This window comes from Variovorax sp. Varisp85, from assembly GCF_047304045.1.
Taxonomy (GTDB): Bacteria; Pseudomonadota; Gammaproteobacteria; order Burkholderiales; family Burkholderiaceae_C; genus Variovorax.
In genome coordinates, this window is record NZ_JBGLYN010000016.1 from 51691 (window position 1) to 64149 (window position 12459).

13 protein-coding genes and 1 tRNA gene are annotated in these 12459 nt (G+C 67.1%); 5 read left to right on the forward strand and 9 right to left on the reverse strand.

Going from position 1 to position 12459, the window contains the following annotated elements; translation table 11 throughout:
• Positions 1–10 precede the first annotated feature (10 nt).
• The 3 genes from ACCC97_RS09100 to cysM all read right to left on the reverse strand — a co-directional run bounded on the left by ACCC97_RS09100 (position 11) and on the right by cysM (position 1774).
• On the reverse strand, positions 11–238 hold the full coding sequence (locus tag ACCC97_RS09100; protein WP_056586429.1) for a sulfurtransferase TusA family protein: 228 nt from the start codon (positions 236–238) through the stop codon (positions 11–13).
• On the reverse strand, positions 228–803 hold the full coding sequence (locus tag ACCC97_RS09105) for an NUDIX domain-containing protein (RefSeq protein WP_007830325.1): 576 nt from the start codon (positions 801–803) through the stop codon (positions 228–230). The genes ACCC97_RS09100 and ACCC97_RS09105 overlap by 11 nt, the downstream gene beginning before the upstream one ends.
• Positions 804–871: 68 nt before the next feature.
• Entirely contained in the window at positions 872–1774 is a 903-nt protein-coding gene (cysM, locus tag ACCC97_RS09110; protein WP_007830323.1) for a cysteine synthase CysM, read from the reverse strand.
• Positions 1775–1816: 42 nt separating this feature from the next.
• Between cysM and ACCC97_RS09115 the strand changes: the two genes are divergently transcribed.
• Positions 1817–1901: transfer RNA gene (locus ACCC97_RS09115), tRNA-Leu, on the forward strand.
• A gap of 124 nt (positions 1902–2025) precedes the next feature.
• Here the strand turns inward: ACCC97_RS09115 and ACCC97_RS09120 are convergent.
• Entirely contained in the window at positions 2026–2967 is a 942-nt protein-coding gene (locus tag ACCC97_RS09120) for an NAD-dependent epimerase/dehydratase family protein (RefSeq protein ID WP_007830321.1), read from the reverse strand.
• A gap of 76 nt (positions 2968–3043) precedes the next feature.
• Between ACCC97_RS09120 and ACCC97_RS09125 the strand changes: the two genes are divergently transcribed.
• On the forward strand, positions 3044–4108 hold the full coding sequence (locus ACCC97_RS09125) for a CDP-6-deoxy-delta-3,4-glucoseen reductase (protein WP_042672955.1): 1065 nt from the start codon (positions 3044–3046) through the stop codon (positions 4106–4108).
• Positions 4109–4125: 17 nt separating this feature from the next.
• Positions 4126–5106, forward strand: coding sequence for a Bug family tripartite tricarboxylate transporter substrate binding protein (locus ACCC97_RS09130; RefSeq protein WP_413332432.1), 981 nt, complete (start codon positions 4126–4128; stop codon positions 5104–5106).
• On the opposite strand, the gene ACCC97_RS09135 is transcribed toward ACCC97_RS09130, so the two are convergent.
• A complete protein-coding gene (locus tag ACCC97_RS09135; RefSeq protein ID WP_413314294.1) occupies positions 5078–5854 on the reverse strand; it encodes a Crp/Fnr family transcriptional regulator in 777 nt (258 codons plus the stop codon). The two genes, ACCC97_RS09130 and ACCC97_RS09135, sit on opposite strands and share 29 nt — an antisense overlap.
• Positions 5855–6009: 155 nt before the next feature.
• Here ACCC97_RS09135 and ACCC97_RS09140 point away from each other — a divergent pair, with 155 nt between their 5' ends.
• Both ACCC97_RS09140 and ACCC97_RS09145 read left to right on the forward strand, forming a co-directional pair.
• Positions 6010–8205, forward strand: a complete 2196-nt coding sequence (locus ACCC97_RS09140) for a xanthine dehydrogenase family protein molybdopterin-binding subunit (protein ID WP_007830313.1) — start codon at positions 6010–6012, stop codon at positions 8203–8205.
• Between the two features lie 11 nt (positions 8206–8216).
• The gene (locus ACCC97_RS09145; RefSeq protein ID WP_007830311.1) at positions 8217–8675 is read left to right on the forward strand and encodes a (2Fe-2S)-binding protein; all 459 of its coding nucleotides are present in this window, start codon (positions 8217–8219) and stop codon (positions 8673–8675) included.
• Positions 8676–8684: 9 nt separating this feature from the next.
• Here the strand turns inward: ACCC97_RS09145 and ACCC97_RS09150 are convergent, their stop codons facing one another.
• From ACCC97_RS09150 to ACCC97_RS09165, 4 genes are read right to left on the reverse strand one after another with little or no spacing between them, the layout of a single operon-like run.
• Positions 8685–9446, reverse strand: a complete 762-nt coding sequence (locus ACCC97_RS09150; RefSeq protein ID WP_042672979.1) for an ABC transporter ATP-binding protein — start codon at positions 9444–9446, stop codon at positions 8685–8687.
• A 16-nt stretch (positions 9447–9462) separates the two neighbouring features.
• On the reverse strand, positions 9463–10236 hold the full coding sequence (locus ACCC97_RS09155; protein ID WP_007830307.1) for an ABC transporter ATP-binding protein: 774 nt from the start codon (positions 10234–10236) through the stop codon (positions 9463–9465).
• Between the two features lie 20 nt (positions 10237–10256).
• The gene (locus ACCC97_RS09160; RefSeq protein WP_007830305.1) at positions 10257–11465 is read right to left on the reverse strand and encodes a branched-chain amino acid ABC transporter permease; all 1209 of its coding nucleotides are present in this window, start codon (positions 11463–11465) and stop codon (positions 10257–10259) included.
• 10 nt (positions 11466–11475) lie between these two features.
• The gene (locus ACCC97_RS09165; RefSeq protein WP_007830303.1) at positions 11476–12405 is read right to left on the reverse strand and encodes a branched-chain amino acid ABC transporter permease; all 930 of its coding nucleotides are present in this window, start codon (positions 12403–12405) and stop codon (positions 11476–11478) included.
• Positions 12406–12459 lie beyond the last annotated feature (54 nt).

Sequence of the window (12459 nt, forward strand, 5' to 3'; positions counted from 1 at the left end):
TTTCTTTTTGTCAGCGCCGCTTCAGCACGTGGATGAAGTCGCCGCCCACGGTTTCCTGTGCCATCAGCTCGTTGCCCGTCTGGCGTGCGAAGGCCTGAAAGTCGCGGATCGATCCCGGATCGGTCGACACCACCTTCAGCAGCTGCCCGCTCGCCATCTCGTTGAGCGACTTCTTCGCCTTGAGGATCGGCAGCGGGCAGTTCAGCCCGCGCGTGTCGAGCTCGCGATCAACTTGCATTGCCCGGCTCCGGCGGCAGGTTCAGGCCGCGGCGGCGCTCTTCGTTCTCGGCCGCGGTGAAAAACACGGGCTCATGGCCGCGCGTGCGCAGCCAGTCGGCCAGCGCATAGCCAGTGCCAGCGGGCCAGCACTTGAGGTCGGGCAGGTCATAGAGGCGGTAATCCACCAGCTCGGGCGAAAGCTTCACCTCGCCATCGGCCACCACGTGGTACGCAATGATGATCTGGTTCATGCGCTGGAAGTCGTAGGCGCCGACGATCTTCGCGGCGCTGATGTCGAGGTTGGTTTCTTCCTTCACCTCGCGCGCAATGCCCTCCTCCGGCGTCTCGCCGGCCTCCATGAAGCCGGTGATCAGCGCAAACATCTTGCCGGGCCAGGCCGCATTGCGCGCCAGCAGCACCTGGCCGCGGTACTCGACGATGGCCGCGAGCACCGGGGTCGGGTTGTTCCAGTGCGTGTGGCCGCAGTTGGGGCAGCGCAGTCGCTCCTTGGGGCCGCCGTCTTCCATCAGCGCGATCCACTCGAGGGGCGTGGCACAGACTTGGCAGAACTTGGGGTGGGGCATGAAGTCTCTTTCTTTTCTTTCCGGCCACGAACGCACCTGGATGGCGCGCTGCGGCGGTTGCCTGCCGCTTATGCGGGGAAGACGCCGGTGGAGAGATAGCGGTCGCCGCGATCGCATACGACGAACACGATGGTGGCGTTCTCCACCGTCTTCGCCACCTGGAGCGCGGCCCACAGCGCACCGGCCGCCGAGATGCCACCGAAGATGCCCTCTTCGCGCGCGAGGCGCCGGCACATCTCTTCGGCGTCGTCCTGGCTCACGCTGATTTCTTCATCGACGCAGCTCGGGTCGTAGATCTTCGGCATGTACTCGGCAGGCCACTTGCGGATGCCGGGAATGCGCGAACCTTCGGCCGGCTGTGCGCCGATGATGCGCACTGCCGGGTTCTTCTCCTTGAGGAAGCGCGACACGCCGGTGATGGTGCCGGTGGTGCCCATGGCGCTCACGAAGTGCGTGATCTTGCCCTTGGTGTCGGCCCAGATCTCGGGGCCCGTGGTCTCGTAGTGGATGCGCGGGTTGTCGGGGTTGGCGAACTGGTCGAGCACCCGGCCCTTGCCCTGCGCCACCATCTGTTCGGCGAGATCGCGGGCGTATTCCATGCCACCGCTCTTGGGCGTGAGCACGAGCTCGGCGCCGAAGGCCTTCATGGTCTGGGCGCGTTCGATCGAGAGGTCCTCCGGCATGATCAGCACCATGCGATAGCCCTTGATGGCAGCGGCCATGGCCAGGGCAATGCCGGTGTTGCCGGAGGTGGCTTCGATCAGGGTGTCGCCGGGCTTGATCTCGCCGCGCTCCTCGGCGCGCTTGATCATCGAGAGGGCCGGCCGGTCCTTGACCGAACCTGCGGGATTGTTGCCCTCGAGCTTGCCGAGAATCACGTTGCCGCGCTTGGCGTTTTCTGCGGCGTGGATGCGCTGCAAGGCGACCAGGGGGGTCTTGCCGATGGCGTCTTCGATCGTCGGATAATTCATGGCAGCCACTGTGCCATAATTTTGGGCTTCGTTCAGAACCCTGCCCGGGTGGTGAAATTGGTAGACGCAGGGGACTCAAAATCCCCCACCGAAAGGTGTGCCGGTTCGATTCCGGCCCCGGGCACCACACTTTTGCTCTCCCCCAGGCTTCGCGCACTTCGTGTCGCTACGCCAACCCCCTTCCGGGGGCGACACCGGTGGCCCGGCGAAGCCGGTTCCACGGTGTCCCTGGAATGGGCCCCTTCCCCCCTTTATCTTGGCTCGGTCTGCTCGCGCAGCCCCGTATGCACCGTCGGGTGCGCAAGCCGCACCCGCAGTTCACGCTTCAGCCGCGTGTTGTCCAGCCGGCGCGATTCCCCCATGAAACTCAGCAGTTGCAGCGGCAGTTGCCGCTCGGCCTCGCCACGGGCCACTCGCGGCGGGCGGGGCATGCCGTACATGTCGGCGGCCAGGTCTACGTAGTCGCCCATGCGCAGTTCGGTGTCGTCCGAGGCATGCACGATGCGCTGCGGCTTGCCTCGAAACAGCGCGGCGATACAGGCGCGTGCGAGGTCGTCGGCGTGGATGTGGCTGGTGTAGACGTCGTCTTCGTGCCGCAGCACCGGCGTGCCGCGCTGCAGGCGGCCGCGCGGGGTGCCGTTTTCGCGGTCAGGGGCGTAGATGCCCGGAATGCGCAGGATGCTGGCGCGCACGCCCGCGCTGCGGCCCAGCCAGCGCACGGCGCGTTCAGCATCCACGCGGCGGTGGGAGCGCGGCGTGTCGGGGCGCACGCCGCGGGTTTCGTCGACGCGGGCGCCGCCGCAATCGCCGTACACGCCGCTGGTCGAACCGTAGACGAAAGCCGAAGGCAGCGACCGCAGGCGCAATGCCCGCGCCAGCTCGGTGGTGCGCTGGTCGCGCCACCAGGCGGCACCGCCATCGCGGGCGGGCGGCGCCAGGTGCAACACCCGCGTGGCGACGCCCGCCAGCCGGCGCAGGGTGGCCGCGTCGTCCAGATTGCCCACCAGCGGTCGGATGCGGGCCGCGCGCAGGGCGCCCACGCGGTCGGCCGACGAAGTAAGTGCCACCAGTTGCATGCGGCCGCGCAGATCGCGCGCCACGCGCTGGCCGATGTCGCCGCATCCGACGATCAGCAGGCGCTCGCGCCGGAACCGCGCTGGCAGAGCGCCGGAGGGGCTATTGATTGAAGGCAAAATCCTGTTCCTGTCCCAATTCAGTTGCTCACCGGGCTTCGTACGGCCCGCGAAGAGTTCACCTCGAAGAATACCGATGACTGCTACAGCACCGCACGAAGCGGGCTTTTCCATCCACGTCGAACCCAGTGGACGCCATTTCATGGTTCACGGCGACGAGACCATCCTCGCGGCGGGCATCCGGCAGGGCATCGGCCTTCCCTATGGCTGCAAGGACGGCGCCTGCGGCTCGTGCAAGTGCAAGAAGCTGTCGGGAGAGGTTACCCTGGGCCCCCATCAGAGCAAGGCCCTGAGTGCCGAAGAACAACTCGCCGGCTACGTGCTGACCTGCTGTGCGCACGCCCGGAGCGACGTGGTGCTCGAATCGCGACAGGTCACGGAAGCCGGCGCCCTGCCGATCCGCAAGATGCCGGTACGGGTGCAAGGCCTCACGCGCCTGTCGCACGACGTGATGATGGTGCGCCTGCAGTTGCCGGCCGGCGAGCCGCTGCAGTTCTACGCCGGCCAGTACGTGGAGTTCATCCTGCGCGATGGCGCACGCCGCAGCTACTCGATGGCCAATGCGCCGCACACGCTGGGCCAGCCCGGCACGGGCATCGAACTGCACCTGCGGCACCTGCCCGGCGGCAAGTTCACCGACCATGTGTTCGGCACGATGAAGGAAAAGGAAATCCTGCGCATCGAAGGCCCCTTCGGCAGCTTCTTCCTGCGCGAGGATTCCGGCAAGCCGATGATCCTGCTGGCCTCGGGGACGGGCTTCGCGCCGATCAAGGCGCTGCTCGAGCACATGAAATTCAAGGGCATCGAGCGGCCCGCCACGCTCTACTGGGGCGGCCGGCGGCCCGAAGACCTGTACATGGACGCCTGGGTGCGCGAGCAGACGGCGCAGATGCCGAGCCTGCGCTACGTGCCCGTCATTTCCAATGCCACGCCCGAAGACAACTGGACCGGCCGCACCGGCTTCGTCCATCAGGCCGTGCTGGAAGACTTCGCCGATCTGTCGGGCTACCAAGTCTATGCCTGCGGTGCGCCCATCGTGGTCGACTCGGCCAAGCGCGATTACGTAGCGCTGGCGGGCCTGCCCGAAGAAGAGTTTTTTGCCGACGCATTCACCACAGAGGCCGACAAGGCCCTTCCCTGAGACCCCCCAAAAAGACAATGAAGACGAGACACTTCCTCCTCACCCTGCTCGCCGGCGTCGCGGCCCTGCTGGGCACCAGCCAGGCGATGGCGCAGCAGCAACAGCGCCCGATCCGCCTCGTCGTGCCCTACGCGGCAGGCGGCCCGATCGACAACACCGCTCGCATCCTGGCCGAGCGCGTCAAGGACTCGCTGGGCCCGGTCATCATCGACAACAAGCCCGGCGCTGGCGGCAACATCGGCGCCGACATCGTGGCGAAGGCACCCGCCGACGGCCTGACGATCGGCATCGCGGCCACCGCGACCAACGCGGTGAACCCGTGGCTCTACAGCAAGATCCCGTTCAACGCCGCGACCGACTTCGCACCGATCACGCAGATGGTTCGCGTGCCCAACGTGCTGGTGATGAACGCCGACACGGCCAACCGCCTGAACATCAACAGCGTGGCCGACCTGATCCGCTACGCCAAGGCCAACCCGGCCAAGCTCAACTACGGCAGCGGCGGCAACGGCAGCGCCGGCCATCTCGCGGGCGAGCTGTTCAAGAAGGAAGCGGGCATCTTCGCGCTGCACATCCCGTACAACGGCGGCAACCCGGCGCAGCTGGCGCTGATCTCGGGGCAGGTCGACTTCAACTTCGACAACCTCGCCACGGCGGCGCCGAACATCCGTTCGGGCAAGCTGAAGGCCATTGCGGTGACGACTCTGCAGCGCAGCAACGCGCTGCCCGACGTGCCGCCGATCGCCGACACGCTCAAGGGCTTCTCGATCGACACGTGGTGGGGCCTGGTGGCGCCGGCCGGCACGCCGCACGAGGTGGTCGTGAAGCTGAATCGGGCCTTCGTCGCCGCGCTGAATGCGCCGGAAACGAAGACCCGTTTCGCCTCGATGCTGGCCGAGCCGGTCGGCAACTCGCCCGAGCAGTTCGGCAGCTTCATGAAGAGCGAACTCGCCAAGTACGAGAAGGTGGTCAAGGCCACCGGGGCGAAGGTGGACTGACGAGGTCGTCCAGGGGCGCTGCGGCCTGCGTGTCGGTGGCCGCAGCCACGGCCGCCGCCGCTTCGGCCGCCCCGCTCTGGTACGTGCGCAGGCCTGCGAGGTCGAGCACTTCCACGCCGCCATGTTCGATGCGCAACAGGCCGTCGCGCTGTAGCGCATGCAGCGCGCGGTTGGCACGCTGGCGCGACACCGCCGACAAGAGGCCGATCTCGTCCTGGCTCAGCCGCACGAAGCGGGTGGCACGCGGATAGAGGATGGGGTCGAACAGGCTGGCCAGGCAGCGCGCCACGCGCGCGTCGGGGCCGAGCAGCCGATCGAATTCCATGAGGCCGATGAACAGGCTCAGTCGCGCATTGATGTGTAACAACAGAAACCGATTGAAGTCGATGCTGGTGGACATCAGCCGCTCGAAGCTGCGCCGCGGCACGCAAGCCACGCGCGTGGGCCGCAGCGCCACGCCGTCGTAGCGCCAGCATCCGGGGGTGAGCAGCGAGCCTTCGCCGCTCCAGCCTCCAGCGGTCACGCCGGTGAAGGTTGAGACGCGCCCGTCGGGCAGCGACACCGACATCTTCAGCAGGCCATCCATCACGCCGATCCAATGATCGGCCGGCTCGCCGCGCCGCACGACGAAGCCGCCGGCCGGCACCACGCGCTCGTGCGACTCCTGGACGACGTGGTCGAGTTCGTCGTCCGTGAGCGCGCGCGCCCACAAGCTCTCGCGAAGCATGTTCTCCAACGCGTTCGACATCGCGCCTCCTGCTGTCGTCCCTCGTGACATCGCATCGGCCGATCCGTCGCAGGCGCCGGTCGGCGGGGACCGTAAGAAATGTCGTTGCAACGACATCTTCGGCGCGGCGATGGTGCCACAGTCATCCGCGTTCGCCAAACAACAAGGAGACAACGATGAAGCGTTCGAACAAGGACCCGCGCCCCGCGCGCGGACCGGACGGCGGGGATGCGCACGGCCTGCGCCGGCGCGACGTGCTGGGCTACGCCACGGCCGCACCGCTGGCATCGGCGGCGGCTGGCATCGCTGGGCTCGGTGCCCTCACGGCGCCCGCCTCCGCGGTGGCCGCACTGCTGCCCATGACCCCGCCCGACACCACCGACCTGATCGACATCGGCGACGCGGTCACGCTGACGTCCCTGCCGACCATGCCGCTGGTGAAGGTGACGAACACCGGCGACGGCCGCGTGCGCCTGGCGCTGCCGCGCCTCGAAGTGGGCCAGGGCATCGCCACGGCCAGCGCGATGATGCTGGCCGACAAGCTGCGCCTGCCGCTGAGCGCGATCGAGGTCACATCGGCCGACGCGAGCCCCGAGCTGATCTGGAACCAGCTCACCGGCGGCTCGTCGAGCGTGCGTTCGATGCATGCCGGCATGCCGACGCTGGGCGGCCTCGGCGGCCTGCTCTCGGGCTCCACGCCCTCGGTGGTCGGCCAGCGCGTGACGCGGCTCGACGCACTCGACATCGTCACCGGCCGCAAGAAGTTCACGCTCGACCAGGCGGTGCCCGGCGCCAAGCCGACGATGGTGCGGCGCCCGCCGACCATCAACGGCAAGTTCGTCGGCATCAACAACCTGAACACGGTGATGGGCATGCCGGGCGTGATCGGCGTGGTGCCGATTCCCGCCACCAACGGCATCACGCCGACGCCGCCGGGCGTGGCGGTGATGGCCGAGACCTTCGGCCAGGCCTGGGCCGCGGTGAACGCGCTCGACGTGACCTGGGGCGCCGGCCCGCTCGACGGCGAGTCGAACGCCACCATCATGAGCAAGCTGAAGTCGTCGCTGCTGCCTTTTGCGCTGCCGCCGCTGGGCGCGCTGACGGTCGAGGCCGAGTTCGAGTTCGCGCCGGCCGCGCACTGCCCGATGGAAGTCGAATGTGCGATTGCGGACGTGCGAGCGGATCGTGCCGAAATCTGGGCCGGGCTGCAGAGCCCCATCGTCACCCAGCAGGCAGTGGCCGCCGAGCTGGGCCTGCCGCTAAACAAGGTTGTCGTGCATGTGGTGCCCTCGGGCGGCTCGTTCGGGCGGCGCCTGTTCTGGGACCCGGTGCTGCAGGCGATCCAGGTGGCGAAGGCGCTGGGGCGCCCCTGCCGCCTGATGTACCACCGCACCGACGACATGCGCCACACGCGCATCCGCCCGCCGATCTACCAGAAGGCACGCGCCACGATGCTGCTGGGCCAGGTCATCGCCTTCGAGCAGCGCATCGCCAGCGTGCGGCTGGACACGCGCCACGGCTTCGGCAACATGCTCGAGGCCGCCGCCATCGCACTGCCCAATGCCTTCCCGCAGACGGTGGGCAACTTCGCGATCGAGCAGGTGATGTTCAAGACCATGGTGACCTCGCCCTACAACTTCGGCGTCACGACCAAGCTGCTGACGCCGGTGCCGATGGACATGAACACCTGCTCGTACCGCTCGGTGCACATCCAGCCCGCACGGCTGGTGGAAGAGATCCTGGTCGACGAGATGGCCCGCGCCGCGGGCAAGGACCCGGTCGCCTTCCGGCTCGAGTACCTGCGCCTGCCGCGCGCCCGCGCGGTGCTCAAGGCGGTGGCGGAGGCGGCGCAGTGGGGTAAGGCGATGCCGGCGGGCTTTGCGCAGGGCGTGGGCGTGCACCAGGAGTCGAAGTCGTTCACAGCTTGCATCGTCGAGATCGACGCGCGGGTGCCGTCTGCCGCGAAGGTGGTGCGCGCCACGATCGCGATCGACGTCGGCACGCCGATCAACCCCTCGGGCATCGAGGCGCAGCTCCAGGGCGGCCTGTGCGAATCGATCGCGCTGGTGCTGTCGGCGGGGCTGCACATCCAGAACGGCCTGCCGCTGGAAGGCAGCTACTCGCAGTACCACTTCTCGCGCATGAAGCACTACCCGAAGGACGTGAAGGTCATCATCCTGCCGGCCAACGGCGAGGCCATCGGCGGGCTGGGCGAGGTCGGCCTGTCGGCGAGCTCGGGCGCCATCGCCAATGCCTACGCGCGCGCCACCGGCATCAAGCCGCGCAGCTTCCCGCTGAACTTTCCGGTCGACTTCACGCCGATCCCGCCGGGCAAGCTGCCCACGCCCGTCAACGTTCCGATCCCCGCCTGAGGAGACCCGCCATGCCTGTGCAATCTTTCAAGGTGAACGGCCAGAACGTGGACGTCGAGGCGCCCGACGACCTGGCGCTGCTGTGGGTGCTGCGTGACAAGCTCGGCATCACCGGCCCGAAGTACGGCTGCGGCATCAACGTGTGCAAGGCCTGCACCTGCCACGTCGACGGCAAGGCCGTGACGACCTGCTCGGTGCGCGTGTCCGACGTGCGCGGCCGCCAGGTGACGACCATCGAGGGCCTGGCCAACGGCAACACGCTGCACCCGGTGCAGCAGGCCTGGATGAACCTCGACGTGCCTCAATGCGGCTTCTGTCAGCCGGGGCAGATCATGGCGGCGGTGGACCTGCTGCGCCGCACGCGCAACCCGACGGACGCCGACATCGACGCCATCGAGAACGTGTGCCGCTGCGGCACCTACGGCCGCATCCGCGAGGCCATCAAGGCTGCGGCGGCGGCAATGGGGTAGGAGGCTTGCTTATTCGCCGAGGTAGGCGGCCCGCACGCGCGGGTCGCTCAGCAGGGCCTTGGCTTCACCGTTCATGGTGATCAGGCCTGACTCCATCACGTAGCCGCGGTCGGCCAGCTGCAGCGCGCGGTTGGCGTTCTGCTCGACCAGCAGGATGGTCACGCCCTGCGAGGCCACGGTCTGCACCACCTCGAAGATCTTGTCGCACATGATCGGCGACAGGCCCATCGTCGGCTCGTCGAGCAGCAGCACCTTGGGGCGAGCCATCAGCGCGCGGCCCATGGCCAGCATCTGCTGCTCGCCGCCCGACATCGTGCCGGCCAGCTGGTCCTTGCGCTCGCGCAGGCGCGGGAAGGTGACGAACACGCGCTCCATGTCGCTCGCGATGGCGGCCTTGTCCTTGCGGATGTAGGCGCCGATCTGCAGGTTCTCGGTGATGGTCATGCGCGTGAACACGCCACGGCCTTCGGGCACCATCACGAGGCCCTCTTCCACTAGGTCCCACGCACCGCGGCCCTTGATGCTGCGGCCCAGGAATTCGATGTTGCCGGCTCCGGCCGGCAGCGTGCCGGTGATGGCCTTCATGGTGGTGGTCTTGCCGGCGCCGTTGGAGCCGATCAGCGACACCAGTTCGCCTTCGCGCACTTCGAAGTCCACGCCCTTCACGGCCTGGATGCCGCCGTAGCCGACCCTCAGGCCGGTGACCTTCAGCAGCGTCTTGCCGGCCGCCTTGGCTTGCGCGGCGGTGGACGAGGTTTCTTGTTCGCTCATGGTTGCGGTGCTCATGTCAGTGGCCTCCGGTGCCGAGGTAGGCCTCGATCACCTTCTCGTTCTTCTGCACGTCCACCGGGGTGCCTTCGGCAATCTGCTTGCCGTAGTCCAGCACGGTGACGCGGTCGCACAGGCCCATGATGAGCTTGACGTCGTGTTCGATGATCAGGATGGTGCGGTTGTCGCGGCGAATGCGGTCGATCAGCTCGCGCAGCGCGACCTTCTCGGTGGAGTTCATTCCGGCGGCCGGCTCGTCGAGCGCGATGAGCTGCGGGTCGGTGGCCAGGGCGCGTGCGATCTCGAGGCGGCGCTGGTCGCCGTACGACAGCGTGCGCGCCTTGTAGTCGGCAAACTTGCCGATGCCGACGTAGTCGAGCAGTTCGTGCGCGCGGTCGGCAATGGCCTTTTCCTCGGCCTTGAAGCCGCCGGTGCGGAACATCGCGCCGAGCACGCCCGAGTGCGTGCGGATGTGGCGCCCGACCATCACGTTCTCCAGCGCCGTCATTTCGGCGAAGAGGCGGATGTTCTGGAAGGTGCGCGCAATGCCTGCCTTGGCCACTTCGTGCACGGCCGTCGGCTGGTAGGGCTTGCCGGCCAGCTCGAAGGTGCCGCTGTCGGGCGTGTACAGCCCGGTGATCACGTTGAAGAAGGTGGTCTTGCCAGCGCCGTTCGGGCCGATCAGGCCGTAGACCTGGCCGCGCTTGATGGTGATGCCCACGTCGGAGAGGGCCTGCAGCCCGCCGAAGCGTTTGGAAATGCCGCGGACGTCGAGGATGGTGTCTGTCGTCATGTTGATTTTTCCTTCGGCGTTCAGGGATTGATCGACATGGGACGCGAAGCCGCACCCGGCAATTCGTCGGCGGGCGTATCGATGCCCGGCGCATGCGTTTGCAGCGATCCGGGGGCCACGGCCGCGTGGGCCGGATCGACGGGCACTGCGCCCTTCCTGGTCAGCGTCTTGCCGTGTTCCGGCGAGGGCCAGAGGCCGCGCGGACGCACCAGCATGATGACGATCATGGCCAGCGCGATGAACAGCTGGCGCAGGATGGAGGCGTCGAGGCGGCCGTCGGTCAGCGACTGCAGCGGGCCGGCGACATAGCGCAGCACTTCGGGCAGTGCGGCCAGCAGCACGGCACCAAGGACGACGCCGGGCAGGTGCCCGATGCCGCCGAGCACCACCATCGCGACGATCATCACCGACTCCATCAGGCTGAAGGACTCGGGCGACACGAAGCCCTGGAAGGCCGCGAACATCGCGCCCGACACGCCGCCGAAACTGGCGCCCATGCCGAAGGCCAGCAGCTTCATGTTGCGGGTGTTGATGCCCATTGCCTTGGCCGCGATCTCGTCTTCGCGGATGGCCATCCAGGCACGGCCGACGCGCGAAGTCTGCAGGCGGTGTGAAATGATGATCGTGGCGATCACCAGCGCCAGGAACAGGTAGTAGTACAGCGAGACCGAGGAGATCGAAAAGCCGTCGAACTTCCATGCCTTGCCGAGGTCGAGGCCCCAGAACTTGATGGAGTCGATGGCGGTGATGCCCTTCGGACCGTTGGTGATGTTCACCGGCTGGTCGAGGTTGTTCAGGAACACGCGGATGATTTCGCCGAAGCCGAGCGTGACGATGGCGAGGTAGTCGCCGCGCAGCTTGAGCGTGGGGGCGCCGAGCAGCACGCCCAGGCAACCGGCCACCGCAAGGGCCAGCGGAATCACGATCAGCAGCGAGGTGTGCAGCCCGTTCGGGAACATCTGTGCGAACCACGGGAAGGTCTCGCTCAGGTGCGACGAGCCCATCAGCGCGTACAGGTAGGCCCCGATCGCGAAGAAGGCCACGTAGCCCAGGTCGAGCAGGCCGGCATAGCCGACCACGATGTTCAGGCCCAGTGCCAGCATCACGTAGAGCAATGCGATGTCGGCGATGCGCACCCAGGCGTTGCCCTGCATCTGCAGCAGCAGGGGCAGTGCGAGCACGGCGACGATGCCGATGATGTAGAAGGCGAGGTTCTTGCTGTTTTTCATGGCTCGTTCCTCAGGCACGGTCCGCCACGCGTTCGCCGAGCAGGCCGGACGGACGCAGCGTGAGCATGACGATCAGCACGATGAACGCGAAGATGTCGCTGTAGTTGCTGCCGAGCACGCCGCCCGTCAGCGTCCCGATGTAGCCCGAGCCGATGGCTTCGATGAGGCCCAGCAGGATGCCGCCGACCACCGCACCGGCGAGGTTGCCGATGCCGCCGAACACGGCCGCAGTGAAGGCCTTGAGGCCGGGCAGGAAGCCCATCGCGTGCTGCGCGATGCCGTAGTTCGACGCGTACATCACACCGGCAATGGCTGCGAGCACGGCACCGATGATGAAGGTGGCCGAGATCACCATGTCGGGCCGGATGCCCATGAGTGCCGCCACACGCGGGTTCTCCGCGGTGGCGCGCATCGCGCGGCCGAGCTTGGTGTAATTGACCAGCCACATCAGCACCACGAGCGAGAACGCCGTGACGCTGAGGATCATGACCTGCGTCGGCGAGATCACCGCGCCGCCCACATGGATGGGATCGGTGGGCAGGAGATTGGGATAGGCCTTGTTGGTCGGCTTCCAGATGATCATTGCCAGCGTCTGCAGCAGGATCGACATGCCGATGGCCGTGATCAGCGGCGCGAGCTTGGGACTGTTGCGCAGTGGCCGGTAGGCCACCTTCTCGATCACGAAGTTGAGGGTTGCCGCGACGACGCAGGCAATGATCAACGCGATGAGGAGGATCAGCCAGCCCGGTGTGTTGGGCATGCCGTCCTTCATGAGCCCGATGATGGTCCAGCTCGTGAGCGCCCCCACCATCAGCACTTCTCCGTGCGCGAAGTTGATCAGATTGATGATGCCGTACACCATGGTGTAGCCCAAGGCTATCAAGGCATACATGCTGCCCAGTACCAGACCGTTGATGATCTGCTGCAGCAAAATGTCCATAACGCGATTTCCTATGTGTTGCACCGTTGCGGGGTGCCATTCACCCGCCGGGCA

Bases quoted from the DNA above. Each gene is read 5' to 3' on its own strand.
- ACCC97_RS09130 (WP_413332432.1), top strand. From the start codon at position 4,126: ATGAAGACGAGACACTTCCTCCTCACCCTGCTCGCCGGCGTCGCGGCC.
- ACCC97_RS09105 (WP_007830325.1), bottom strand. From the start codon at position 803: ATGCCCCACCCCAAGTTCTGCCAAGTCTGTGCCACGCCCCTCGAGTGG.
- ACCC97_RS09135 (WP_413314294.1), bottom strand. From the start codon at position 5,854: ATGTCGAACGCGTTGGAGAACATGCTTCGCGAGAGCTTGTGGGCGCGC.
- ACCC97_RS09160 (WP_007830305.1), bottom strand. From the start codon at position 11,465: ATGAAAAACAGCAAGAACCTCGCCTTCTACATCATCGGCATCGTCGCC.
- cysM (WP_007830323.1), bottom strand. From the start codon at position 1,774: ATGAATTATCCGACGATCGAAGACGCCATCGGCAAGACCCCCCTGGTC.
- ACCC97_RS09150 (WP_042672979.1), bottom strand. From the start codon at position 9,446: ATGAGCGAACAAGAAACCTCGTCCACCGCCGCGCAAGCCAAGGCGGCC.
- ACCC97_RS09125 (WP_042672955.1), top strand. From the start codon at position 3,044: ATGACTGCTACAGCACCGCACGAAGCGGGCTTTTCCATCCACGTCGAA.
- ACCC97_RS09100 (WP_056586429.1), bottom strand. From the start codon at position 238: ATGCAAGTTGATCGCGAGCTCGACACGCGCGGGCTGAACTGCCCGCTG.
- ACCC97_RS09165 (WP_007830303.1), bottom strand. From the start codon at position 12,405: ATGGACATTTTGCTGCAGCAGATCATCAACGGTCTGGTACTGGGCAGC.
- ACCC97_RS09155 (WP_007830307.1), bottom strand. From the start codon at position 10,236: ATGACGACAGACACCATCCTCGACGTCCGCGGCATTTCCAAACGCTTC.
- ACCC97_RS09145 (WP_007830311.1), top strand. From the start codon at position 8,217: ATGCCTGTGCAATCTTTCAAGGTGAACGGCCAGAACGTGGACGTCGAG.
- ACCC97_RS09140 (WP_007830313.1), top strand. From the start codon at position 6,010: ATGAAGCGTTCGAACAAGGACCCGCGCCCCGCGCGCGGACCGGACGGC.